The 25,286-nt window shown below is 36.8% G+C and carries 17 protein-coding genes, 1 other RNA gene and 1 pseudogene; 10 read left to right on the top strand and 9 right to left on the bottom strand.

All coding sequences use genetic code 11. The features are described 5' to 3' along the window. The first annotated feature begins 684 nt into the window (after positions 1-684). Positions 685-1,359: a hypothetical protein gene (locus SAGCYANO_RS03675; protein ID WP_202218840.1), complete on the top strand. Its 675-nt coding sequence runs from the start codon at positions 685-687 to the stop codon at positions 1,357-1,359. A gap of 103 nt (positions 1,360-1,462) precedes the next feature. Here SAGCYANO_RS03675 and SAGCYANO_RS03670 read toward each other — a convergent pair whose 3' ends face one another. After that, positions 1,463-1,879: a CoA-binding protein gene (locus SAGCYANO_RS03670; protein WP_202218839.1), complete on the bottom strand. Its 417-nt coding sequence runs from the start codon at positions 1,877-1,879 to the stop codon at positions 1,463-1,465. 866 nt (positions 1,880-2,745) lie between these two features. On the opposite strand from SAGCYANO_RS03670, the gene SAGCYANO_RS03665 reads away from it, so the two are divergent. From SAGCYANO_RS03665 to SAGCYANO_RS03650, 4 genes are all read left to right on the top strand, one after another. Next, positions 2,746-3,831 (top strand): alpha-hydroxy acid oxidase, encoded by a 1,086-nt coding sequence (locus SAGCYANO_RS03665; RefSeq protein WP_202218838.1) that lies wholly within the window; start codon positions 2,746-2,748, stop codon positions 3,829-3,831. 1 nt (position 3,832) lies between these two features. After that, on the top strand, positions 3,833-3,985 hold the full coding sequence (locus SAGCYANO_RS03660) for a hypothetical protein (protein WP_202218837.1): 153 nt from the start codon (positions 3,833-3,835) through the stop codon (positions 3,983-3,985). A gap of 536 nt (positions 3,986-4,521) precedes the next feature. Next, a complete protein-coding gene (locus SAGCYANO_RS03655; protein ID WP_202218836.1) occupies positions 4,522-5,031 on the top strand; it encodes a TM2 domain-containing protein in 510 nt (169 codons plus the stop codon). 706 nt (positions 5,032-5,737) lie between these two features. Then, positions 5,738-6,136: a nuclear transport factor 2 family protein gene (locus SAGCYANO_RS03650; RefSeq protein ID WP_202218835.1), complete on the top strand. Its 399-nt coding sequence runs from the start codon at positions 5,738-5,740 to the stop codon at positions 6,134-6,136. A 675-nt stretch (positions 6,137-6,811) separates the two neighbouring features. Here the strand turns inward: SAGCYANO_RS03650 and SAGCYANO_RS03645 are convergent. The 6 genes from SAGCYANO_RS03645 to SAGCYANO_RS48790 form a co-directional block, all read right to left on the bottom strand. Continuing rightward, positions 6,812-8,308: a M48 family metallopeptidase gene (locus tag SAGCYANO_RS03645; RefSeq protein ID WP_202218834.1), complete on the bottom strand. Its 1,497-nt coding sequence runs from the start codon at positions 8,306-8,308 to the stop codon at positions 6,812-6,814. Between the two features lie 479 nt (positions 8,309-8,787). Further along, complete coding sequence (locus SAGCYANO_RS43940) at positions 8,788-9,321, bottom strand: response regulator (protein WP_237395715.1); 534 nt, start codon at positions 9,319-9,321, stop codon at positions 8,788-8,790. Further along, entirely contained in the window at positions 9,318-11,678 is a 2,361-nt protein-coding gene (locus SAGCYANO_RS03635; RefSeq protein ID WP_202218833.1) for a macro domain-containing protein, read from the bottom strand. Before SAGCYANO_RS03635 ends, SAGCYANO_RS43940 begins: the two co-directional genes overlap by 4 nt. Before the next feature lie 757 nt (positions 11,679-12,435). Next, positions 12,436-14,460 carry a magnesium chelatase ATPase subunit D gene (bchD, locus tag SAGCYANO_RS03630; protein ID WP_202218832.1) on the bottom strand — a complete coding sequence of 675 codons (2,025 nt, stop codon included), beginning with the start codon at positions 14,458-14,460 and terminating at the stop codon, positions 12,436-12,438. Positions 14,461-15,477: 1,017 nt separating this feature from the next. After that, positions 15,478-15,872, bottom strand: a transfer-messenger RNA (tmRNA) gene (ssrA, locus tag SAGCYANO_RS03625). Between the two features lie 247 nt (positions 15,873-16,119). Continuing rightward, positions 16,120-17,946, bottom strand: a complete 1,827-nt coding sequence (locus SAGCYANO_RS48790) for a serine/threonine protein kinase (RefSeq protein ID WP_202218831.1) — start codon at positions 17,944-17,946, stop codon at positions 16,120-16,122. Between the two features lie 911 nt (positions 17,947-18,857). On the opposite strand from SAGCYANO_RS48790, the gene SAGCYANO_RS03615 reads away from it, so the two are divergent. The 4 genes from SAGCYANO_RS03615 (at position 18,858) to SAGCYANO_RS03600 (ending at position 23,083) form a co-directional block, all read left to right on the top strand. Continuing rightward, positions 18,858-20,222 (top strand): lipid-A-disaccharide synthase-related protein, encoded by a 1,365-nt coding sequence (locus SAGCYANO_RS03615; RefSeq protein ID WP_202218830.1) that lies wholly within the window; start codon positions 18,858-18,860, stop codon positions 20,220-20,222. A 754-nt stretch (positions 20,223-20,976) separates the two neighbouring features. After that, positions 20,977-21,840 carry a VWA domain-containing protein gene (locus SAGCYANO_RS03610; protein WP_202218829.1) on the top strand — a complete coding sequence of 288 codons (864 nt, stop codon included), beginning with the start codon at positions 20,977-20,979 and terminating at the stop codon, positions 21,838-21,840. Continuing rightward, positions 21,818-22,018, top strand: coding sequence for a hypothetical protein (locus SAGCYANO_RS03605; protein WP_202218828.1), 201 nt, complete (start codon positions 21,818-21,820; stop codon positions 22,016-22,018). The genes SAGCYANO_RS03610 and SAGCYANO_RS03605 overlap by 23 nt, the downstream gene beginning before the upstream one ends. Positions 22,019-22,888: 870 nt before the next feature. Further along, positions 22,889-23,083: a hypothetical protein gene (locus SAGCYANO_RS03600; protein ID WP_237395714.1), complete on the top strand. Its 195-nt coding sequence runs from the start codon at positions 22,889-22,891 to the stop codon at positions 23,081-23,083. 138 nt (positions 23,084-23,221) lie between these two features. Here SAGCYANO_RS03600 and SAGCYANO_RS03595 read toward each other — a convergent pair. Together SAGCYANO_RS03595 and SAGCYANO_RS03590 are read right to left on the bottom strand one after the other, a co-directional pair. Further along, positions 23,222-24,163, bottom strand: a pseudogene (locus tag SAGCYANO_RS03595) (sigma-70 family RNA polymerase sigma factor); the annotation flags it as partial. 227 nt (positions 24,164-24,390) lie between these two features. Next, positions 24,391-24,699 (bottom strand): hypothetical protein, encoded by a 309-nt coding sequence (locus tag SAGCYANO_RS03590; protein WP_237395712.1) that lies wholly within the window; start codon positions 24,697-24,699, stop codon positions 24,391-24,393. Between the two features lie 152 nt (positions 24,700-24,851). Here SAGCYANO_RS03590 and SAGCYANO_RS03585 point away from each other — a divergent pair, with 152 nt between their 5' ends. Next, a complete protein-coding gene (locus SAGCYANO_RS03585; RefSeq protein WP_202218825.1) occupies positions 24,852-25,010 on the top strand; it encodes a hypothetical protein in 159 nt (52 codons plus the stop codon). Positions 25,011-25,286 lie beyond the last annotated feature (276 nt).

Raw genomic sequence — 25,286 nt, 5'->3', positions numbered from 1 at the left:
TCTTCTACTACTCTTTCCTCTTATTTCTTCCCTCCTGACTCCTAAATAATTAGGGTTTGCTGAAAAAGTCTTTTTTAAGGAGTAGGGGAGTAGGGGAGTAGGGGAGTAATTTTTGGGCTACTCTCCTGCCCAAAATGCTGACTTTTTGAGCATAAAGAGCTAAAAACTAGGTACTTTTTCCAGAGCTAAAAAGGCTACAACCTTTATCTATAAATGCTTTGAGATTTAATCAGCAAGCCCTAATTAAGATTAATATCATACACGCGCTTCAGCAATGCCGATAATTTTATATTTTGGATTTTGTATTTTGGATGGTTTGAACTACTTGTTAATATTAACTATTCCCTATTTCCTATTCCCTATAAACCTACTTTCATACCTTAATTCAGCAATGCTCTAAAATCATATTGCGACGTTGCTGATTGGTATGATTTGGCCCCCCTAGCCCCCCAAAATTGGGGGGAATAAAACTCTAAAAGTCCCCCTTGAAAAGGGGGAAGCCAGATGTTGCTGCGCTTTTTGTTGAACGGGGGATGCGCTGTGGCTTGAGCATAACCAAACAATCGCACATTCATACTTCAATTCAGCAACGCCCATATTGCTATAGTTTAAATACCGAACAGTTTAATCATAATGCTCGACCTTAACAATTTTCAGAGTTGGCGTAGCCTAGGGAAAGCTATATTGCCATACCAAAAAACTCTAAATTTTCTGCTGGTTTTCTTCATTATTTTTGAATTTTTATTAGTTCTAATTTATCTTGGCAGTATCTTGGTTAGTGGTAAATCATATCCCCTATTTGACATGAACGGTCAAATGACTATTTCTTCTCTCTTACAAGCATTAAATTTATTGATAATTGGATTGATACCTTTGATATTACTTTTCAAAGAATGGCATTCTCAAATTCCCCCTTCTCATTGGTTTAAATTAACCTTTGCTCTGCTCCTAATTTATGGTGCTATTGATGCAGTATTTAAAATTCATCTACAACTAAAAAACTGGCTTCCTTGGTTGGGGGAACGTGGTTGGCTGCAAATATATATAGTTATTTTTATTATGCCTTTGATTGTCTTTTACTCAGACTTAAAATTCTTGTGGCGTTCCTATCGTCGAGAAACTTTTTTAGCACTACTAGGAATGTTGATTTTTGCTATTGGAGGATTTGGAGCTGAAATTTTTAAAGATATTGCTCAACCTTTGTTCAGTTTATTATTTACACAAGATTTTTTAATGAGTTTTATTGAAAAAGTTCGCATTGCTTTTGAAGAATTGTTTGAACTAATTGGTGAAAATTTAGTTGCCTATGGATTTTTACTTTTTCTGGGCAAAAGATTAATGCCGCTACGCGGAAGTTAAAAGTCATGCATTTAAAAGTCAATCATTTTTGATTTGTAATTGTTTGAGGATTTTGTAACCAGTTATTTTCGCCATCTTGCACTAGATAAAGATCGGCAAATTATTAGCCAAGAAGTCGCAAATACTCAACTTTAATACAAACATCCATTGCTAAATTTAAACCTGCATCTAATGCTTTATTTGCTGACTGCCAATCTTTAACGTCTAGCTGAGTCCAAATAGTTTTGGCATGGATAGCGATCGCTGATTCTACTATTTCTGGTAAATATTCGGAACTGCGGAAAACATTAACAATATCCACAGGTTCAGGAATATCTGTTAAAGCAGGATAACTAGGTTGACCATCAATTTCTTTAACTACTGGATTAACAGGATAAACTTTATAACCTACCTCTCGTAAAAATCTAGCTATTTGATAGCTAGTACGAATTGGTTTATCGGAATGACCCACAACAGCAATTACTTGAGAATTTGTTAGTATATCTCGCTTCAGACGATCGTTAGTATTCAAATTGACCATAATGTTGAATAAGCAATACACTCTAAATAAAACAATATTTATGATACAATACAAATTAATTTTTATCCAAAATTTATAATATTTTGATAATTAGTTATGACCGAAAAATTATGGTCAATAATCTCCCCTTTTAAGGGGATAAAAAAGAGAATATTCTAGATTTAAAACCTCTAGTTGAAGTAAGAGGTAATGACTTTCTTAGTTCCGATTATAGGAGGCTAACTGATAACTGAAATGACGAAATTTAGTAGTGAGTATTCGCGTTCAATTTCTGCAAAACAGCCTTTTTTTTATTAGATGCTAGACAAATTTTTATCCTCTACAGCATCAAACTAACAAGCACTATTTAAACTGTTGAAAATTATCATTTAATCATTACCGAAAAATTCTGGTCTAAAGCCTCTGCTTTTAAGGAGATAAAAAGCGGTCGAGAGATGGTGAAGAAAACTCGCCATCTCTCGACTACTCCCTTCCAGGTGCAAAATTCTAATCAGTAAATCCTTGCAGCATATAGTTTATAGCCTAATTTTGCTAGTTCATTAATTGATAATGGATAATGGATAATTGATAATTACCTCTGGTTAAAACCGTCCTTGATTGAATATAAGGAAATATTATTTCTTTATTTCCCCTTAAAAGGGGAGGCTTCAAGGCGCGAATTATTTAATTATTAATTATTAATTATTAATTATTCGGTAATCTTCTAGCGGGAAGGGAGTAAGAGAAAAGAGAATATTCCAAATTTCAAGCCTCCTTATTACAGAAGTACTGTTAACGCAGTTCCTCCGGAGGAGGCTAACTGATAACTGATAACTGATAACTGATAACTGATAACTGATAACTGAAATGACCAATTACCAACAATAATGAACAAACCAATTAATATTTTCGAGTATGAATCTTTGGCAACACAAAATTTATCTCAAATGGCACTAGATTATTATGCTAGTGGCGCATGGGATGAAATTACTTTGCAAGATAACCGTACTGCTTATGAACGATATAAATTACGACCTCGAATGTTAGTAAATGTTAGCCAGCGAAATTTAACTACAAAAATCCTGGGACAGTATATTAAAATGCCAATTTTAATTGCCCCTATGGCCTTTCAATGTTTAGCATATCCAGAAGGAGAATTAGCAACAGCAAGAGTCGCAGCAGATTTAGGTACAATAATGATATTAAGTACCATGTCCACTAAAAGTTTAGAAGATGTGGCACTAGCTTCAAATGTGGCAAAAAATTTTTGGTTTCAACTCTATGTACATCGCGACCGCGCTCTAACTCGTGCTTTAGTAGAAAGAGCTGAAGCTGCAGGTTATCAAGCATTGTGTTTGACAGTTGATGCGCCAATTTTGGGGAGAAGAGAACGCGATCGCCGAAATAAGTTTACTTTACCATCTGACATGGAATTAGCTAATTTAACGTCGATGGCAAATTTAGAAATTCCTCAAACAGAAAATGAGTCTGGGTTATTTACTTATTTTGCTAATCAACTAGATCCAGCTCTTACCTGGGGAGACATAGACTGGTTGCAGTCATTAACATCATTACCTGTAGTAGTTAAAGGAATTTTGCGGGGAGATGATGCCATTCGAGCTGTGGAACATGGGGCAAAAGGAATTATTGTTTCTAATCATGGAGGTAGGCAGTTAGATGGAGCGATCGCCACTCTTGATGCTCTCCCAGAAGTAGTTGCAGCAGTGGGACATCAAGTTGATGTGCTGATGGATGGAGGTATACGCAGGGGTACAGATATTCTCAAAGCATTAGCATTAGGAGCAAAAGCTGTTTTAATTGGGCGTCCGGTTTTGTGGGGACTAGCAGTGAATGGAAAAGCAGGGGTACATCATTTGTTGGAGTTATTGTGTGATGAATTAGATGTGGCAATGGCATTAAGTGGCTGTGCTAAGATAGAAGATATAGATTCTAGTTTAGTTCGTTATATTTAAATTGAAGAAGGAAGAAGGAAGAAGGAAGAAGGAAGAAGGAAGAAGTGGATGGGGAGTCAAACCCCAACCAATTGTAAACACCGTAATTGACGGCTGGGTATTAAACCCAAAAGAAAAAGATAAAAATTTCAGGTTTATTCTTCTAATTCGGTGAAGTTTTCTATAGAACCCATTTGGTATCTATTTAAAAAGGAGATGGGGGATGGGGGGATGGGGAGATAGGGAGATGGGGAGATGAGAGTATTTTTCTACCTGCAAGGGAAGCTACCAGGTTTGCTATTGGGCGATGCGGGGTCTCATCTGCTTTCTCCCCATTCTCATTCCTGAATTTCCACTTGCTCGCTCAGACTGAGGAGGGAAGCCAAAAGCACATACCGCGTCCAAAGATCCACTCAGGGGTTCTATAGTGTGAGAATTCTGTAATTGAAAAAAATCAGGACTTACGCAAATTCACCTTGAAAACGCCATATGTAGGGGCGTTTGCGGAGCATGACCTTAGGAAATGGCATTTGCTAGCGCAAAGCTCCGAATGGCGCCCTCACTCAATATAGTGTCCGTGCGTAAGTCCTGAAATAAAAATTTCAGGTTTATTCTTCTAATTGGGTGAAGTTTTATATAGTGTAAGAATTCTGTAATTGAGTCAGATATAAAGTTTGTATAAGGTTGTTTATTTAGATGGTGAGTAAAAAAATGAACAAATCTAAAATTATTAATAATCCCAAAATATATGAAACTAAAAATACAGGTATGGCTTACCTTTTATGGTGTTCTGGTTTCTTAGGTATTTGTGGGTTACATAGATTTTATTCTGGAAAATATGTAACTGGTAGTTTATGGTTAGCTACTGCGGGTTTATTAGGGATTGGTCAATTTTTTGATGTCTTCTTTATTCCTGGAATGGTAGAACAGAAAAATCTCAAAAATTTCAAGAAACAATTAGATTCTGGGGATATATATAACTACTTTCCCCAAGAACAAATAGTGAGAATGTTAGAGACTAATCCCCCAAAATCAGATACACAAATTATTCTTCAACTAGCTAAGGAAAATTCAGATGGAATTTCAATAGCAGATTGTATTATTGCTACAAATAAAACAGTATCAGAAATGAAAGAACTGTTAAAAAGTTTATATAAAGAGGGTTTATTGGAAATGGAAAATCACCCCGAAACAGGGGCAGTTATTTATAAAGTATTTTAAAAAATTAGATTGTTTCATTAATGGATAATGGATAATGGATAATGGATAATTACCTCTGGTTAAAACCGAGAGGATTGAATATCAGGAAATATTATTTCTTCTCTTGGTCGATTGGATATGGCGAGGGGACCCGCTCTTGACAGAGCCGCTCCGCTTTATATGTTGCGGAGCAAAACGCCATCCCACCCTTCGGGAAGCTACGCTTTACATGTTGCGAAGCAAAACGACCGCTTTTTTCCCCTTAAAAGGGGAGGCTTCAAGGCGCGAATTATTTAATTATTAATTATTAATTATTAATTATTAATTATTCGGTAAAATCTCCGTATATCCTAGGGAAATAACGAACAAGATATCTTTACTTCATACAAATAATTGCTAAAAATATTGTGTAATACCAATTTGAAAAAAGAATGCTATGAAAAGTGCCACTCTATCAGATATTCTTAAAAATAGTGACCATCGTGGATTTTAGATAGTTATTTATATCGTTTTTACCTTTTTAAAATATTTCCTTCTTTTTCCTTCTTCCTTCTTCCTTCTTTCGTACGGACGCCCTTATGCAACGTCCCTACTATTTGTAACAAACACTTATCAAATTGGTATAAGAATAATTTTTGGTATTCTAAAGATACATTATATAAGCATACCGTCACATACCCTATGTTAATCTTTTGTTTAGAAACAACCTCTAAATGAATTTGTAAAAATGACTCAAACAGAAATAAATACAATTACCGTTGCTAAAAAAGCATTTGATAAATTTACTCATGGTTTAGCAACTGGAGAATGGGAAGCATTTTTGGATATGCTTACTGATGACTTTACCTTTTGGTTTCCCGTAGGAAAATTTCATGGTTTAAACAAAGGAAAAGACCGCGCTAGAGAATTTTTTCAGTATGTTTCTGAAGCTTATAGTGAAGGACTTTTAATTACTTCTTTAGACAATATTACTAGCAACAAAACAACAGTAGTATTTGAATTTCGGGATGAAGGCCCAATGTGGGGAAAAGCTTATAAAAATCGAGTAGCAGTTTCTTTTGATGTGAGAGGAGATAAAATTTGCTCCTACCGAGAATATTTAGGTAGTGATGGTAAGTCAAATTAATTATATTAGGGAATAGGGAATAGGGAATAGGGAATAGGGAATAGGGAATAGGCAACAGGCAACAGGCAACAGGCAAAAGTGGGAAAAATATTTCCCTGTCTTACAGTTTATTACCAGTCTATGTCCTAACCAACCCATTCTTTGCTATAGCTATATATAAATATCTCCAGAAAAGGGGGAATAGGGAGCAGGGAACAGAGAGAAATAATTGATAATTTGTGGATAATACCATGCATGAAAAAAGAATATTACGAGAACAGTGGGAGCATCTTGCTCCCATGCCAAGTATTCCTTTTTCCTGTGTACTATTAGGCGAGCAGGACTACCTTAACGAAGTCAGAAGTCACAAGTCAGAAGTCAGAAGTTATTTTTGTAATACCAAATTGATACAATGTTTGCTACAAATATCTAAGGTATTTCTTAGGAGTTAGGAGTCAGGAGTCAGGAGTCGTATGGGAATGGCTTTAATACCATTTTTTAGGGCGTAAATTATCTTTTTTGTCAAAGAAACATCTCCTGTCAAAATTTTTTATGGCTCTTACTATTCGTAACATTCTTTTTTCAAATTGGTATAACAGGGATTTGAGCAACTCTCCAAAAATATTGCGCCTTAAAAGGCAGGGTTTTAGATCCATATTATTTTGATAAATTTTACTATTCCCTATTCCTTATTCCTTATCTATATTTCTGAAAATCCTTTTTCTTTTCTACTAATAATGCTTTAGCTTTTGCCTTAATTTTGCCATGATATACTACTCCTTCGTAAGCATAACGATTATAACCACTATTAACAATTAACTCTTCTAAATAACGTACTCTTTCTGCCGTCTCTGGATGAGTGGATAACCAAGCAATAATACCTCTATCTTCTGTGTCTTTATTCAGAGTCTTCATCAAATTTCTTACCCCATCTGCTGCATAATCTGCTGATACTAAAATTCGTGTTCCTAATACATCTGCTTGACGTTCCATTTCTCGACTATAGTTAAGTACAATTAAATTACTAACTACACCGCCCGCATAAGGAATATATTGAGTAACACTACTAATTAAATTACCTTCAGACATTAACTGAAATCCATGAGATAATACAGTATGAGCTAATTCATGAGCAAGTAAACCTGCTAATTCTGCTTCAGAATTTGTTTTAACTATTGCTCCTAAATTAATAAATATTTGCCCACCTGGTAAAGCAAAAGCATTAAGATTTTCATCATTGATTATATAAAACTGATATTCAAAGTCGTTTCTACCAGTCATTTTTGCAAGTTTTTTTCCTATAGTATTAACATATTCAAGAATTGTTTCATCTTCAACCATAGGTAAACTTTTAGTGGCATATTTTGCTAAACTTTTGCCAATTTTTGATTCTCCTCGGAGCATTAATGCTGTTGTTTGAACAGCATTCAGAGCAGCAAATGGATTGCCAGTAAGAGCTACTCCTAAAGCGCCAGTAACAACATTAGCAATTGTATTTCCTCTTAATTGTGATTTGAGCTGGGATTGAAATTTTTTTCTATGGGTTTCTGCTAATTGATTAAATTCATCTACTTGGGAATGTTCGGGATTCATCAAAGCAAATTGTTGGGCAGATAAAGTTGCTTCTAACCATTTTTTTTCATTTGCTAGGGCAGTAATTTGAGCTTTCATTAATTCTGGTTCGTTGGGATATAAACTAGCTGCTTGATGTAATATTTCTAAGGATAATTCTGTTTGTTCATCAGCTTTTAATACTTCTGCAAATTTAATATGAGCTGGAATAAATTCAGGATATTCTTTGACTAATAGTTCTAAAGCTATAAATATTTGAGTCTCTAGATTTTTAGCTAATCCTTCTTGTACTTGTCGCCAATAAACTTGAGCTGTTACTGGTAATTCTGTAGGTTCATAAATTGCTTGAGGGCGATTAATTTTAGCTTCAATATCTTCAGAAAATGGTTCTTTTACTTCTCGGTAAAGTTTTTCTGCTGCTGTTTTTTCTCCTGCTAAATAAAGTCGGTCTGCTTCTGCTAATTTTTGATATGGTGTTTCTGGCTGAAAATTAGTAGGAAATATTTTGGCTGACGGAGGTTTTTGAGGTTGATTTTCTAGAGTATTTGTTTCTGCTAAAGCTAAGTTTTGCAGGGAAAATAAGCTGATTATAATTGTGAAATAATTTAGTAAAAGTTTCATAATAGGGAATAGGGAGTAGGGAGTGGGGAGTGGGGAGTGGGGGAGTGGGGGAGTGGGGAGTAGGGAGCGGGGAGTAGGGGAGTAGGGGAGTAGGGAGCGGGGGAGATTGAAGTAATTTAAGAAATTATCAACATATACTATATTAACTAAATTCTATATAACTACTAACTCCTTCTGAAAATTGGTATAATACCAAATTGATAAATATTTGCTACAAATAACTTTCTAGGTGTTAGGTGTTAGGTGGTAGGTGGTAGGTGGCGCGGTAAATTATTAATTGTTAGTTATTAATTATTAATTATTAATTATTAATTATTTACTAGCCAGTTTATTTGTAACATTCTTTTTTAAATTTGGTATAAAAACAGTTCCACCTGAGCGTCATTGCCAAATATTTCTCAGTTCTCTTCCTTCCTCGCCTCCTGACTCCTGTACGGGCGAATCGCGATTCGCCCCTACTGACTCCTGACTCCTTCTTCTTATTTCTTCAATAAACTTTTTACAGTATCTAATACCTTTTCTTCAACATAAGGTTTTGTCATATAAGCACAATTGTTAACTAATTTTTCAATTGGTACGCCCATTCTGGATGCACCACGAGAAGTCATAAACATTATTGGTAAATTTTGTAACTTAGAATCTTGTCTAATTTTCAAAGCTAACTCTTGACCGCCCATTCTTGGCATTTCCATATTTAATGAAATCAAATCAACCTGTAAATTATTTTGTAATTTTTCCCAAGCTTCTAACCCATCTTTTGCTACTTCTACTTGATAGCCAGCTTTGATAAAAGTCATACTCAAAAGTTCGCGAACAGTAATAGAATCATCCACAATTAGAATAGTCTTAAGCTTCACATATCTGTTCAAAATATTATTGACAGCTTCTAACACTTTTTCCTCAGTACAAGGTTTGTTCAAATAACAACAATAATTAAATTCTTCCTGAATTTTTTTCTGCTTATTTCTAGCTATAGCACGATTAGTCAAAATAGCGATTAATATATTTTTCAACTTAGAATCATTTCTGATTTTTTAGTTAGTTCATAACCATCCATTCTCGGCATTTCTATATCTAATAAAATCAAGTCAACCTGTAAATTATTTTGTAATTTTTCCCAAGCTTCTACTCCATTTCTAGCAATTTCTACCTGATAACCAGCATTCCTAAAAGTCGTACTCAAAAGTTTACGAACGATAATAGAATCATCAACAATTAGAATAGTATAAGATTTCAACCATTGACGACTGCACGCATCACTCCAGTCAATAACTGCCTCTTGCAAAGCTCCCACTGAAAATTTCGCTCCTACTAAATTAGCACCTCTAAGATCCGCTTCAGCAAACAACGCTCCCTCACAGTTAGCATTCTGTAGATCGGCACCCCTAAGATTAGCACCTTGAAAATTCAAACCCTGCAAATTCAAACCACTTAGCACGCAATTAGAAAAATCATTATCTCCCACTTCCAACCTTTTCCTAATTCTCTCTTGCCATAGCTTGCTAATTAAACCCTTCTGAGCAAACCCACCAGTCAAATAACGTAACTTCCCATCACATTCTATACCATGAAGATTACCCTCACTATCATACCAGTTGAGCCAAGGTAACAACCCCTCTGGAGAATTCAGGGTAAAATTTTTACCCTCCTGATAAGCATCTCCACCTTGAGAATAACCACGACCTACACAACTGATAAAATTTTCCTCTACCTTTGCCTCATCCTGAGTAAATAATGTTTGCCAAATTCTTTCCTGCACGCTGAAACCAAAATGCCCATCAGAATATACCATCCAAAGTAAATCAATTGTTTGTAAATCTAGTAAAGGCAGTTTATTAATAAATTTCCAATTGAGACAACCAGGAAGATAACCATAAAGTGAACAAGAGGGAAACTCCTGTTGATAAATACTGTGAAACATTGTCTGGTAATGTTGCAGCAAGTCAGTGAGTTCGCGAAATCTATCTACTTGAGTATTTTTGTTAATTGTCTTTAAAATTTCCCGAATTTCCTGAACACCTTTGTGTACTTCTACTCTCAGGGCAATTTCACAAAACAAGCGGAAAGTTTCCCAGTCTGCTTTTTGCCATTGAGATGCTGCTAATAAATCTCGCAACTTCCTATAGTTAACCCCTAATGCCGATCGCAATTCTAGATCGGTTACAGATTTTTTTTCAGGTTTAAACATGACATCTTTGGGACGTTGCCAAATTTTTTCAATAATTTGAGCGATCGCTTCTGCCACATTTTCCGATGAAATATAGCCTTCCCCCAATTTTTGCCACAACTGGGAAGGTATATAGTAAGGGCGAGACATTTTTTGATAAAGTTCCTTAGCAAAACCTCCCGTTACTCCCACCGGAATCACCACCGCACCTGCTGCCATTCCAATTTCAGCCTCCTGTTTAGCTCCAGGCCCACCTTCAATAAGTATATATATTGATGCCATCTGAGCCAGAATTTCTCGGCGCTCAGATAAGGTTTTGCCTGCATACAAATTTACACCATATTCCCACGGTTCAAATCCAACAGGTTGAATATGGTAAACTGGGGCTAATTTATTTTGTTGTTGACGCTCTCGCCAGAAACTCAGGGATACTGCTTCGGGTACACCCATAACTCCACCCGTCAACAGAGCTAAATTTTCTAATGTTGCCAGTTGTCTACCAGTAGCTTTGCATATTGCCTCCGTAGTCACACCCCAAAAGGAAGTACTGCCAATAATAGCGACTCTACGCTGACATTCAATTTGAGCAACTAAACTTTTGGCAATTTGAGCTTTAGTTTGTTCGGAGGAAGTGGGAGAAGTTATATCAGTTGGTAGGTTTGCTTGATATTTTTCGTAATCATTTGACTCGCGACAGACAAAAATTATTTTCCAGGGGAGAGAGTTGTGTTGCAAAAATTTCACCACTTCTGTCATGGCTATTTTTGCCGCCCAATCTCTGGGAAACCCACGCATTCCTGTGCTTATACAGGGAAAAGCGAGACTATGAATTTGATTTTCTGCTGCTACCTCCAGACAGTTGCGATAACATTGAGCTAATTGTTGACTAGAGGTTTGACTATTAGTTTTATCCCAAACTGGGGCACAGGTATGAATGATGTACGAAGCCTGGAGTTGATAGCCTTTAGTGATTTTAGCTTCACTGGTATCGAGCCATTCTATTTGTCTGGTTGTACTTGTGAGTGCTTCTCCTGCTGCTTGATGAATTTTGGTACATAGTCCGTAACTACGGAGATTATTGTTAGTTGGATTAACAATTGCCTCTACTTGCTGAGAAATAATATCACCTTGAGTAATAGTGATACGTTCACTCAGTTGAAGATTTTCTGTAGGAATATGGCAATTTTTACCTAAAATATTCATTAATTTTTTTAAAGCTTGTATATATATTTAGGACTTACGCAGTACAACCTATTTTCCTCCGAAGCGATCGACACCGGAAGCAATCTCAAATCCTAATTTTTCGTACCTAATGCGTAATTCCTGATATTATAATTATTATACATAATTTCTCTCCTATTTATGGATGTAGGTAGGTCATTTTAGTTATCAGTTATTAATTGTTATAGAAGTGGTTTAATTTTTATTATTATAGACAGTAAATATTTCAGATTAGAGGTATAGACATATCCAGCAAATAAATAAATCTTTTTTCTAACCCTTGTAGGTAACTTTTCTCAAACGTATATACATGATTTTTCACAACTGATAACTGAAATGACCAGGAGTGAAATTAAGAGGCTGTTTAACAACAAAACAGGACTTACGCATGAGGTATAAAAACTAGGACTTGAAATTGCGGAGTTGCTGATTCTGGGTATGATGCAAGCCCCCCTAACCCCCCAATTTTGGGGGGAATAAAACTCTAAAAGTCCCCCAATTTTGTGGGATTTAGGGGGCTTGAGCAGAACCAAACAATCGCGCATTCATACTTCAATTCAGCAACGCCGAAATTGCTTTCCTATCGATCGCAATGACCGAAATACGTTGAGGTGCGTAAGTCCTACAAAAGTAAAGATACGGTGTGTGATAGAATAGGAGAAAAAGGTTGAAATTTGCCTCCATCCCCCCTACTCCCCTACTCCCCTACTCCCCCACTCCCCCACTCCCACACTCCCTTTTAACCAATAGCATCCTTGAGAGCATTCTGAGTCATAGCAGCGATCGCTTGTTCTGTCGCCTTGGGTAAATGATAATACTTACCCCCCGCTTGCTTCGCCAACTCCTTTGCAAACCCAGTCGAAACAAACTTATTCTCAGTATCAATCATCAATAACTGAATCCCCAAACCCCGAACTTTACTAGCAATTTCCAACAACTCCTCCTTAATATTCGGTTTCTCATCATCCAATATTGGCTCACCCAACGAACGCGCCAACGGAATATTACCCCTTCCATCCGTAATAGCCACAATTACCACCTGCCCAACATCACCAGACTGCTTGGCATTCACACCCACTCTCACCGCCTGAGTCAAACCATGGGCCAAAGGCGAACCCCCACCACAAGGCATCTTTTCCAAACGTCGTCGTGCTGTAGTTATCGAACGAGTAGGCGGTAACAACACCTCCGCTTGTTCCCCCCGAAAAGGAATCAACGACACCTGGTCGCGACTCTGATAAGCTTCCGTCAACAACTGCATCACCGCTCCCTTCGCAGACTGCATCCTATTTAACGCCATCGAACCCGAAGCATCAACCACAAACACCACCAAAGCACCTGCCTTTCTTGCCAAACGCTTTGCCCGCATATCAATAGGTTCCACAATCACTTGACGATTTGGCTGACGTTCGCGGCGAGACTTCTGATAAGGAGCAGCAGCTCGCAAAGTCGCATCAACCGCAATACGTCGCACCTGACCCTTCGGCAACATTGGCTTCACATAACGCCCCCGGTCTTCAGAAAAAATCACACTCCGACTACCAGACTTACCTTGACGGTTTGCTGTTTGAGCAAACATCAGCACACTATCATCCAGCACCACTCCCTCCGGGTCAAACAAAAATTCTTCCGGAATACTAGCCTCTTCTTCCTCTGGAGGTTCCGGGTTTTCCTCATCCTCATCCTCATCCTCCTCTTGCTCATCTTGAGACTGGTCTTCTGGTGGCGGTGGCGGTGGAGGTGGCGGTTGTTGCTCCTCTTCTGGAGGAGTTGGCACTATTGTTGCCCGTGGCACAATAACTAACTCCACGGCCCGACGCAAGTCATCCGCATTAATTGTTGTCCGTCCATCCAGTGCTGCTGATGCTTTGGCCACTCGCACGGCAAAAAGTTCTGCCCTATGTCCTTGGACGCCTCCACGAATTGCTTCTTCTACTAAGTATTGGATTTGTTCGTTAGTAATGGTGACATCTTTTATCCATTCCCTGGCCAAAAGAATCTGAGTTTTGAGATTATCTATATCTTCTGCATATTGTTCGAGAAAAGCTTGGGGAGATTTAGCATAAGCTAAAGCTTGTTCTACTGCCTCCACTCGTTGGTCTAAACCTAAAATCATATCTGCTGAGAGGGCGATCGCTATTCTATCTAGCAAATGTTCTCGTAGTGGGCCTTCTTCTGGATTATAGGTAGCGATAAATAGAGGTTTACAAGGATGTTGAAAGCTGATGCCTTCTCGTTCTATTTGATTTCGTCCTTCTGTTAAGACTGTGAGTAATAAATTGGCAATATTGTCGTCCAGCAGATTAATTTCGTCTACATATAATACTCCTCGGTGAGCTGATGCTAATAATCCTGGTTGAAAAACTGTTTCTCCTTGTTTGACTGATTTTTCTACATCTACCGAACCTAATAATCTATCCTCTGTTACTCCTAGAGGAACTTGAATAAAAGGTGCGGGTATAACTTCAGTGGGAATTTCTACTGATGTGGGGTCGCCATACTGCTCTAATAGTTGGTTGTCCCATTCTTCGGGATAGTTAGGATTACAGTTACTAATGGACCCTTGAACAATTTCAATGGGAGGTAGGAGTGAATGTAGCGCTCTGGCCATTACCGATTTGGCAGTACCACGACGGCCAGCAATGGCAACTCCTCCTAATCCCGGATCGACGGCAGCTAACAATAGAGCGAATTTTATTGCCTCTTGTCCGACTACAGCAGCTAGAGGAAAGTTGATGATGGCGGGAGGGTTTACTACAGGCATAGTTTAAATAGTTTGACTCTTGGTTTTTAGGATATCAAATTAACGAAGTCAGAAGTCAGTAGGGGCGTTTTGCTCCGCAACATATAAAGCGGCAGCTCTACGTTAGCAAATGGCATTGGCCCTTACAGGGTTTTGGTTATGACGATGTGGTTTATCAATCTGAACAGCACTGTAAGGGTTCTATGTATTCTTATTTTAAAGTTACACTTTAATTAAAATATATAGCTGTACATTTTATTTTTTTACTCTTGCAAAGAAACTTTAAATAAATATTATTAATACTTATATGTATCATAATAAATAAAAATATTTAAATGAGGGGTTTAACCCCTTAATGGCGTTATACTACGTTTAGTAGATGCACCCTGATAGTTATTTGTCCCTTGGTCAATATAGACAAAGGGGCTTTTTTTTTGATGATATGGGTGCTTACTTTAATGAAACTTATGTTTTATTAGATTTATGATATTTTTTTTAAATTATTCAAATAGTGGGTTTTGCCCCTTATGGGTGTTATACTACGTTTAGTAGATGCACCCTGATAGTTATTTGTCCCTTGGTCAATATAGACAAAGGGGCTTTTATTTTTTAGATTAGTAGGGTTTGCTGAAAAAGTCTTTTTAAGAAGTAGGGGAGTAGTTAGGAGGAGCGGAGGATAGAATTTAGTGAGGAAGTAGTCGGATATATTTGTCCCTGAATTATTCTGCCTACTTAGTGGTTATGCGTAAGTCATGACATATTCATGCTTTGGTTTACACAAACGCGCTCCAAGGGACATAATATTACAAATGCCCTTTAAAAAAACCGCTTTATGCTCAAAAGGCAAAAAACGGCTTTAGGATAATTGTTATCTTTTCTATGGCGGGTTTAATAACCCACCGTCTACACGATGCTTAAAATTATTTGAGGCTTTTAGAGATGGAGTGAGGTGTGAAAAACTATCCATCTATAATTTTCCCTTCTTCCTTCTTCCTTCTTCCTTCTTCCTTCTTCCTTCTTCCTTCTTCCTTCTTTAATAAATGGAGCATATGGGAGTTGAACCCATGTCCAAAATGGCTATTTACTCTTCGCTCATTCACAGGTTTAGCTCTTGTTAACCCTCAGAGCCGGGACCATCCATTATCCCGGATGGCGGGATTCTCTAGTAAAGTCTTAACCAGCAGCTGACCAGAGGCAGTTTACCAGTGCATCCGTTGGGGTTAAGTCTGCAATCCTTAACGGAGTCAAATCACAGACGCTCGAACCTATAAGAGGTGTTTTCGCAATTAAGCTACAGCTACTTGCTTACGAGCAAAAGGTACAATGTTGTTTGCACTTATTATTTTTTGAGCCCGGTATTTGCGAGAGAAGACTCACTCTCGACCTGAATCACAAAGTAGATTTCACCACCCTGTCGAAACCGTTAATGCCCCGTGTTATTGTTTTTATCTTACACAATTATTTTCATTATGACAACTTTTGAATTTAGAATTTAGAATTTAGAATTTAGAATTCAGGAGTCATTTAGATATCTCTAGAAAAGAGGGAACAGGGAACAGGGAACAGAGAACAGAGAACAGGGGGGAATAATTGATGATATATGGATAATAATTGATTTTATTTTTGATTTTTACCAGATGTCTAATAATTACTTCAATCTCCCCTACTCCCTACTCCCTCTTAATGTAAATCATCTTCCCACACACCAATATAGACAAGATCATTCCTACTACGCTCAATTAGACCTTCAAGATTACCTGTTTTAAACTCGTAGCGATTAATTTTACGGTTTCGCACATCTTGCAGTCCTTGTTCAATTTCTGGAGTAATTCTCAAATTCAACATATTTGCAAAAGCTAATCTTACCATTAGGCCATCTACACCATCTGCTACAGACAACTCAGTTTGTCGCAAGCGACTAGAGTCCCGATCATATAGATAACCTAAACTAACTTTATTAGGAAGTAAATCATAAATCGCAACCCTAGTATTCGGCCAATAGCCACGCTCTTTAACTTTTGTAGGTTTTCCCAATAATTCTATTACTTTACTTTCTAAGGTGCCTGGAGGTAAGCCACGAATAATCGGCAGATCCCTAATAGTAGAATTATCAATAGGATCGGAAGGAATATTATCTGGCAATATTAAATCTATAGGTATGTCAGGAACTGAATCTTCGGGAGGTTGCACCGGAGTTGGAGTTGGAGTTGGAATTGGAGTTGGAGTTGGAGTTGGGGTTGGCTCAACCGTAGGTGGTATGGGTGTAGGTTTTTCTACTGGAGGTGAAGGAGTAGGGGTTGGTCTAACTATAGGAGGAACAGCAGTGGGGGTTGGAGGTGGAGATGGTGATGGGGTAGGAGTAAAATTGGGCAATTGCTCCGTATCATTAGACTTTGGAGATGGTGTAGGAGGTGCAGTTGGTTTTGATATAGGAGTTTGAGCAATATCTGATGGTCTAACGGTGGGAGATGGTGCAGGAGTTTGAACTATAGGTGGTGTGTCAGGGGGCTGAGAATTTAACAATATTGCTGCTAATGTTCCTACTGTTAGAGTAGCGATCGCTCCGGGTATACCCCACATCAATATTCCTTTAGGTCTTTGTGTAGGAGGAATATTTGTAGTAGCAGTTTTTCCACTTCCCACATTATGACCTAGATGCTGTTGAGGTACAACCTGAATAGTTGAATGTAAATCAGTTGTGCTAGAATTTGATAACTGTTTTAGCCATTCCTCCACAGTTGCAGGTCGGTGTTGAATATCCATTGCCATACCTTTTAGCACTGCTTGATTAACAGTAGGACTAAGTTGAGGCTGTAATTCCCTAGGAGTAGCCATTTCTTGTTGGGATCTCCTCATCGCTGGTATTGGCAGTCGTGCTGTTAATAAAGTATAGAGAGTCGCAGCTAAACCATATACATCTGTTGCTGCGGTACGTTTTCCTTGAACAAAATACTGTTCTGGAGGAGCATAACCATCAGAAACCAAATTAGTGTGAACCTGAGTTTTACCAGCAATAAATTCCCGGGCAATACCAAAGTCAATTAAGATGACATCCTCAGTATCCCGACGTAGCATAATATTTTGGGGTTTAACATCTCGGTGGAGCAAATTATTTTGATGCACTACTATCAAAGCATTGCCTACCTGACGAATATAATGCACGGCGATCGCCTCTGGTAGAGGTTGTCCACCAGATACAACTTCTGCTAAAGTTTTACCCGGAATATAGTCCATCACCATGTAAGGTTGACCATCTTCCACAAAAAAATCACTGACTCTGACAATATTAGGATGGACACACAAAGCGAGTCTTCTTGCCTCATCCTGAAACTTCTTTTGAAATTCCTCAAAGTTAGGATGTTGACATAAAGACTCATTGAGAGTCTTAATAACTACGGGTTGTCCTAAATAATTATGAGTAGCCTTGATAGTAATACCAAAACCTCCCCTTCCTAATTCTTGTTCTAATGTATATTTGCCATTTTGTAAGTTTCTTAATATATTCATTTTTATTTCCCCATTTCTCTTTGTCTTAGTGAATTACAGCAGTTTTTATTTTAGTAGTAGGGACATTCCATGGAACATCTTGACTAAAGTTTTGGCGTTGCATAAATGCGGAATGATTTTAGAGGTTGTCTGAGAAGTACCATTTGCTACATCCAAGCCCCCTAAATCCCCCAAAATTGGGGGACTTTTAAAAGCAAATTATTCTTGTTCCCCCCAAAGTTGGGGGGCTAGGGGGGCAAAATTCAGTATCAAAAAACTTTTCAGATATCCTCTTAATAGTTTTGTGGAATGGGCATCTTGCCCGTTCCTGATATTTGCCCGTTATCGAGTGAGGGCGTTTTGCTACCGCATAACTCCGTTAACGCTCCGCGTGTAAAGCGTAGCTTGGCGTTAGCCAATGCCATTTGCTTCGCATAACTATCGTTAACGCCCCTACAGATGGTGGTTTAATAGTCAATTTGCGTAATCCCTGAGATATGCTAAATAGTATCCTCACTTCTACTACTTCTCAGGGTGCTTCAATTACGAACTATTAGTTTGAATTTTAGGCGTTGGTGATGGGTAAGTTCTGTTAATAATTTTGTATTTTGGATTGTTTGAACTACTTCAGGACTTACGCAGAACCACTATATCTGGTAGGGGCGAACGGCCGTTTGCTTCGCATACTTCGTAACGCCCCTACAAACGGTGTATAATTTCATGTTTTGTGTAAGTCCTGTACTTGTTAATATTAACTATTCCCTGTTCCCTATTACCGAATTTTAATTATGACCAAAAAATAAGGTCTCGCCCTTTCAAGGGGATGAAAAAAATAAAGTTCAATATTTTAAGCCTCTGACTTTAACTAGAGGTACTGTTAACGCAGTTCCTCCGATAGGAGGCTAACTGATAACTGATAACTGATAACTGAAATGACTTTGAAGATACTTTGCCTTAGTAATGGTCATGGGGAAGATGCGATCGCAGTTCAAATTGTACAAGAACTACAAAAATATCCTCTTCCTCCTAGTCTTGCTGCCTTGCCTATAGTTGGGGAAGGATGCGCTTATACCAAAATACCTCGTCTCTCAATTATTGGTCCCCGACAAAAAATGCCTTCTGGGGGGTTTATCTATATGGATGGACAGCAGTTATGGCAAGATGTCAAAGGTGGTTTATTAAAAATGACCTTTACTCAACTCAAAGCATTAAAATATTGGGTAAGTTCCGAAATTCAATTAGGTCATCAAGTAGTTATCTTTGCAGTTGGCGATATTGTACCTTTATTATTTGCTTGGTTGAGTGGAGTACCTTATGCTTTTTTAGGAACTGCTAAATCAGAATATTTGATTCGAGATGAAACTGGGAAACTTGCCTCTAATTCTTGGGTAGAAAGTTTTCAGCATTGGTCAAAGTCGGTTTACTTTCCTTGGGAATGTTGGTTAATGAGTAGGAGTAAGTGTAGAGCGGTACTTGCTAGAGACGCTCTAACAGCAAAAATACTCAGAAAAAAGTCAATTCGCTCTTATTATCTGGGAAACCCCATGATGGATGGTGTAGAGTTAGAAAATTCTCTGCTGTCAAGAGACCGCTCTGATGCAGAAATGCTAGGAATGCAGAACCAAGTGACTATTACTTTATTACCTGGATCTCGTTCTCCTGAAGCTCATGCAAATTGGGAAATTATTATTCAAGCGGTTGTAGGGTTGCTCGAAACTTTTCCACAGCAAAAGTTTTTGTTTCTGGGGGCGATCGCTCCTAATTTAAGTTTAGAACCTTTTATTACACTGCTTCAGTCTTATCATTGGCAGACTGAACGAGAGATGAGAACTGATACTCAAAACAGTATTTTACAACTGCCAGTCGATCGTCCTGTACCAACCTTTTTTTTTGGAGAGGGAAATATTCAGTTTCCTGTCAAATTAACTTCTCAGAATAAAAATGCTAGTATGATTTTAGACCGACAAGCTTTTCCTGAATTTGTGCATCGGGGAAATTTAGCTATTGCGATGGCAGGTACTGCTACGGAACAATTTGTTGGTCTGGGGAAACCAGCGATCGCTATTCCTGGCAATGGTCCTCAATTCACATCTGCTTTTGCGGAAGCTCAAAGTCGCCTTTTAGGAATTTCTGTAATTTTGGTCAGGCACCCCAGAGAAGTTGCAGATGCAGTTAAGTCTTTGTTGAACGATCCAGACCGACTACAATTAATTGCTAAAAATGGGGTTCAGAGAATGGGTCAACCGGGTGCAGCTCACAGAATTGCTAATTTTTTAATGGAGTTGAACTGGATGTAGTTCATCTCAGTTATCAGTTATCAGTTATCAGTTATCAGTTATCAGCACCTCTGCAATAAGGAGGTTTGACATAAGGAATAGTCTATTTGTTTTATCCCTTTAAAAAGGGAGGCTTTATATAGAAATCCGGTTGAATAGTTATACCAATTTGAAAAAAGAATGCTATAAACAGTGCCTCTAGATAAGATATGCTTAAAAATAATGACTCTCGTTCATTTTAGATAGTTATCTCTATTTTTTTTACCTTTTTTTCGATATTTCCTCCTTCTTCCTTCTTCCTTCTTCCTCCTTTCGTACGGACGCCCTTATGCAACGTCCCTACTATTTGTAACAAACACTTATCAAATTGGTATTATTGTATAGTGGGGAGTGGGGGAATGGGGGAGATTAAATGTTGAAGTAATTATAGAATTACCAAAATATACTATATAACAGGATTCTATATTAGACCACAATTTTTCGGTAACAGTTCCCAACCCACCCCTAACCCCGACCGTGGAGGGAGGGGAAGTCAGGAGTCAGGAGGGAAGAAAGAAGAAGGAAGAAGAAAGAAGGAAGAACAAGAACAGGAGAAGAAGGAGAAAGTTTTTTTATCACTAATTATCCGGACATGATATAAATATTTAACAGGGTATTATTATATGACTAGAGTCAAAAAAACTAAAGACTTTTCCTCTTTTCTATGATATTTTTCTCAACAACTGCGGTCTATTTTACTTCCTTTTTGAGTTTTGTTAATTTTAATTAACGTAGGATGAAACAAATTAATTTACTGATATCTTTTATAGTGGCAAAGTTTGGTAAAATCTTAGAAATATGTAGATATATCTGCAAAAATATAAGCTATCAAAAACCTGCTGAATTAATCTTACCAAAGGAGGAAAATATGCCAATTCCACAAATTTACAATCGTGATGTTTTTATTTTGATAGACCGTAGTGGTTCCATGACAATATCTGATTCGACTACAGGAAACAAAAATCGTTGGCAATATCTTCAAGAAACTGTACAAGGTCATGTATTTGAAATTCTCTCCGAACAAGATGATGATTATGGCATAATTTGTGATGAGGTAACTTTATATTTTTTCAATCGAAATCAACAACCAACAAAAACTATTTATCTCAGAGATGCTGCTCAAGTACAAGCTGCTTTTAAAGAAAATAAACCTGGTGGTGCGACTTACATTGCCCCTACTTTAAATGAGGCATTATCTCAGTGGTTTTCTAATAGAACTGATGATAAAGGTGCTTTTATAATTATTTATACTGATGGTCAAATTGATGATAATAAAGAATTTATTAATGTTATTGGAAAAACTTGTTCTAATATCAATAGTCAAGATGAGATTAAAATTTTAATGATTGGTGTAGGTAGTGATATTGAGACAGAGGGAGCAATAGATTTTTATTTAGGAATTGATTTGAATGCTAATAAATTTCAATCTAGACGAGGAGAAGATTGTAATATCTTTATTTTTGATTTAATAGATGAGGTGATGGATGAGGGTATTATTGCTGCTCTTGAACGTCAACTTGAGGGAGACCCAAGAAAAGGATTAGGTGGTTGGATAAAAGAAAGATATCCAGATTTATATGGTAAATATTTTGCTTCTTAATATTAGGAAGGAAGAAGGAAGAAGGAAGAAGGAAGAAGAAAGAAGGAACAAGGAAGAAGGAACAATAAAGAAGGAACAAGGAAGAAGGAACAAGGAAGAAGGAACAAGGAAGAAAGATATTTATGAATTTAATTCCTCACTATTGATCGTGCGAAGATGTTTTCTCACCACAGTCTAGGTTAGAGTATTTTTCTTCTTTACTTTCTTCTAAATACTGACTACTTACTTATTTTGATATCTATCAACTTGTACAATATTTGTCAAAAATTTTAACCTACCACTAAATAATTAACCTACAACCTACAACCTACCACCTAAAACCTTCTTCAAATTCATAGATAAAATCATGAAATTTTTACTCCTGTTATCTAATACTATAATGCTGTGAATATTTTCTACAAAACTCTGCAGAAAATTGCTATAAATTGTTCGGTGAATTTGATATTAATTTATAAATTTTTTTGACAACTGATAACTGATAACTGATAACTGATAACTGATAACTGATAACTGATAACTGATAACTGATAACTGATAACTGATAACTGAAATGACCTTTTAGATAAAATTTATATTGTGTTTTAAATCACACAATATCTATAGTATAAGTCACATTAAATCAAGAATATAAATCACAGTTATTTCAGTAAAAATACGGAAAAATATAATTGTAACTTTTATACTAATCCTAAAATTTATGTATTAATATTGAAGCAGAATATAGTAGTTAACTAGCTATCAGCTTTTAGCATTCAGCGCTTGGGTTAAAATCCCCTTTCCTGACGGAATGCTCCGCAAATGAGGGCACAAAAAAAATGTTTCGGCGCTCCGTGTTTTATGTCCGCGGAGCGGAACGGAGTTCTATCCTACTGATTGCTGAGTGCTTCTTTAATTAATTATGTCAAAGTGCGCCGAAATGCTTAAGTAGTAAAGCCGAACGCTACATAATCAATTTTCTAAATTAAGTAATTACCCTCACCGGATTCATCAGTATATCTGTTGAAAGATTTGTTAATGTTTATAAAAAATAAATATCGACTCAAAATTCATGCAAGCTAATAATATAAATCAACCAATGAACAAAGAAAAGTTAGAGCAATTAAATGCATTAACTAAAATAATGATTGTCAGTTTTCTGTGGCATGGTTCTGGTTTAATGAAATCTAGTCAACCTAATGAAACTGAACAAAATACTACAAAGTCATCTCAGACAGATAAAATAAACCATCCCGAGCAAAAATAATCATCCGGACATGATATTACTGTTGCAGGATGGCGGAAATAACTGACCAGTGACAAAATCCTAAAACAATTACAAATCAATAATTTTGACTTTTAACTTTTGACTTTTGACTTCCGCGTAGCGGCAGCGCATTATTTTCTAACGAAGATATTCCCTCAAAATACGATTACGTTTTGGGTCTTCCAACTTTTTTAATGCCTTTGCCTCTATTTGTCTAATTCTTTCTCTCGTTAAATTAAAAGTATCGCCAATGTCCTTCAGGGTTTTTTCTTGACCATCATCCAAACCAAATCGCATTCGTAACACATTTCTTTCCCGTTCAGTTAAAGTGTTGAGAACAGTTTCTACGTCTTCTTGTAGGCAATTTTCAAAGACATATTTTGCTGGTGTTTCCCCATCAAACTCGATCGCTTCCTGATAGATGGTATTTTCTCCTTTGTCTATAGGGTTATCTAAAGATAACGTTTCTTGAGCGCATTCTACAATAAATCGTAATTTCTCTGTTGTCATTTCCATGCGTGTAGCGACTTCTTCTGCAGTTAACAGAGAACGTTCCATTGACATCTGTCTAACTGTTTTTTTAATTTGGGAAATGGTTTCATAGAGATAAACTGGCAAGCGAATGATGCGAGAATAGTCACAAATAGCTCTAGTAATAGCTTGTCTAATCCACCAAATACCATAAGTAGAAAATTTATAGCCTTTTGTATGGTCAAATTTTTCTGTAGCACGAATTAATCCTAAACTACCTTCTTGAATTAAATCTTGGAAGTCTAGTCCACGGTTTTGATATCGTTTGGCAATTGATGTCACCAGTCGCAGGTTAGCTGTCACCATTTGATTTTTGGCTTGTCTACCTTGTTGGAGGCGGTCGCGCAATTCTGGTATACTCATTTTGACAGCTGTCGCCCATTCTGTTTCATTAGGCGATCGCTGGAGTTTTTTCTCTAAATTTTCACGAATTTGTTCTAAAGCTAATAATTCATCAATTTGATGAGCTAAACTAATTTCTTCCTCAGGACGCAAGCGAGGTATTTTATTAATTTCTTTGTGATAAAGTTGAATGGAGTCTTGAGTAAATGTTGCGGTTGGTGGTTCTATATCTTGGTCGTAGCTACTTTTAGTAGGCTCTTTATTTATAAATTCTTCTGTATATTCCCAATTATTTATGGTTATATTTTCTAGCCAGTAAGTATCATAATAAGTAGGATTTTTACAGTCAATTAACCACCATTTAATTTTGATATTTATATTTTTGATTGTCTGAAGAGCAACTATTACTAACTGATGGTAGTTGTTTGTACAAATTAGTAATTTTTTTTTTTGCTTTGAGGAAGATTTTGGGAAATAGTTATTATTTTGTCTTGAAGTCTACGGTGTGTTTTAAATTCTTTTTGTAGCAATTCAAACAAAAATATTTCTAAATTATCTTCTTCATTGCTATTAATTCTGTAAAGATTATCAATAGATGCACTGTAAGAAACGGGTAACTCTAGTTCTTCAATCTCTAAATTTTCCAGTTGTAAATTATAGCCAAGTTTGTTAAACAAGGCTACTATTTTTTTCGGGCTATTAACTTTTTTTAGATCGTCTATTTCTAATGAATGCCCTATCACGATTGTCTGTCTCCACAATTAATTTACGCTAATATGTTGAGTCTTTAATATATTGCGATTAAAAGCGTTATTATTTCTATTTTTTTGAGTTTGCTAAATTTATAAGAAACATTTTTTTGTGTTTTCTAATTATATAGTTGTAGTTTTTGAGAATGATTGTTTATTTTTCTCTAGTTATTCAAAGATTCAAGTCATTTCAGTTATCAGTTAGCCTCCTATGGTCGGAACTGCGTCAAGCAAAACTTTTGCCCGATCTAAGACAATTAGCGATCGCGCTTAATCATGCCTATCACTATCATCAAAGAGCTTGATGAATTTATAAAGTATTTTATACCATATTTATTTTTTTATGTCAATTTTTATTTTTAAATTCTTAATATTATCTTTATCAAGATAATATGGGTCGCGCAACCCCGCCTTTTAAGGCGCAATATTTTTGGAGAGAAGCTCAAATCCCCTACTTCCCCTCCCCTCCTGGGCTATGCTTTACCCACATATTTCTTAACATAAAACTTGACTAAATTGACAAGTTATGGGTAAGTCTTAGTTCGTCTTTTTCGGGAGAAAAATGTATTGAAAAATACGTT

The sequence above is a fragment of the Okeania sp. KiyG1 genome (assembly GCF_014132355.1).
In the GTDB taxonomy this organism is placed as follows: Bacteria; Cyanobacteriota; Cyanobacteriia; order Cyanobacteriales; family Microcoleaceae; genus Okeania.
Note: the sequence above shows the minus strand (reverse complement) of the source record. Positions and strands in the feature narration are given on the sequence as shown.